Source organism: Bacillus sp. JJ1503 (genome assembly GCF_036965125.1).
Taxonomy (GTDB): domain Bacteria; phylum Bacillota; class Bacilli; order Bacillales; family Cytobacillaceae; genus Cytobacillus.
On the sequence record NZ_JBALOZ010000417.1, the window covers coordinates 1 to 518 of the forward strand.

Consider the following 518-nt stretch of genomic DNA (forward strand, 5'->3'; position numbering starts at 1 on the left):
ATTCGGGTTATAGTTCAAACCGCCCGGCCCTTTTTTTGTTTAGCGAACATCCGATGCTTTGTACATGGATTTTTTTTATTTGAAATATATGGTTATTTCCGTAGGATTCCAATGTTACTTTGGTTGTAACTAAACTGTAAATAACTCCGGTAAACCCCATGGGGACAAGGTTTGAAGTCTGTAATATTTCCAACCGGAAATATTTGGTGGTAAAAGCCACTTTCGTTTCCATGATAAAATCAGGACAAGTCATACAAAACACACACCAGGAGGTAACATATGAATAAGCGTTTAGTTACAACAACACTCGCAGTTGCGCTAGGAGTAAGTTCTTTAGGTGCCTTTCCATCCGTTATGCAGCCGATGAATGTTTCTGCAGGAACAGTAGATGCAATGAAAGCTCCGTCGCCTTTCCAGCCGATAGAAGCTTCTGCAGCAACAGTTAGTTCTACGAGTAATCAGCAAGCTTCTGCAGCAAAGGCTGATGAAATTATAAAATTTGCTAAGAGTTTAATAGG

1 pseudogene is annotated in these 518 nt (G+C 40.0%); it reads left to right on the forward strand.

From position 1 onward, the window contains the following. Positions 1–279: 279 nt before the first annotated feature. Positions 280–518 (forward strand): annotated as a pseudogene (locus V7149_RS24150) (hypothetical protein); the annotation flags it as partial.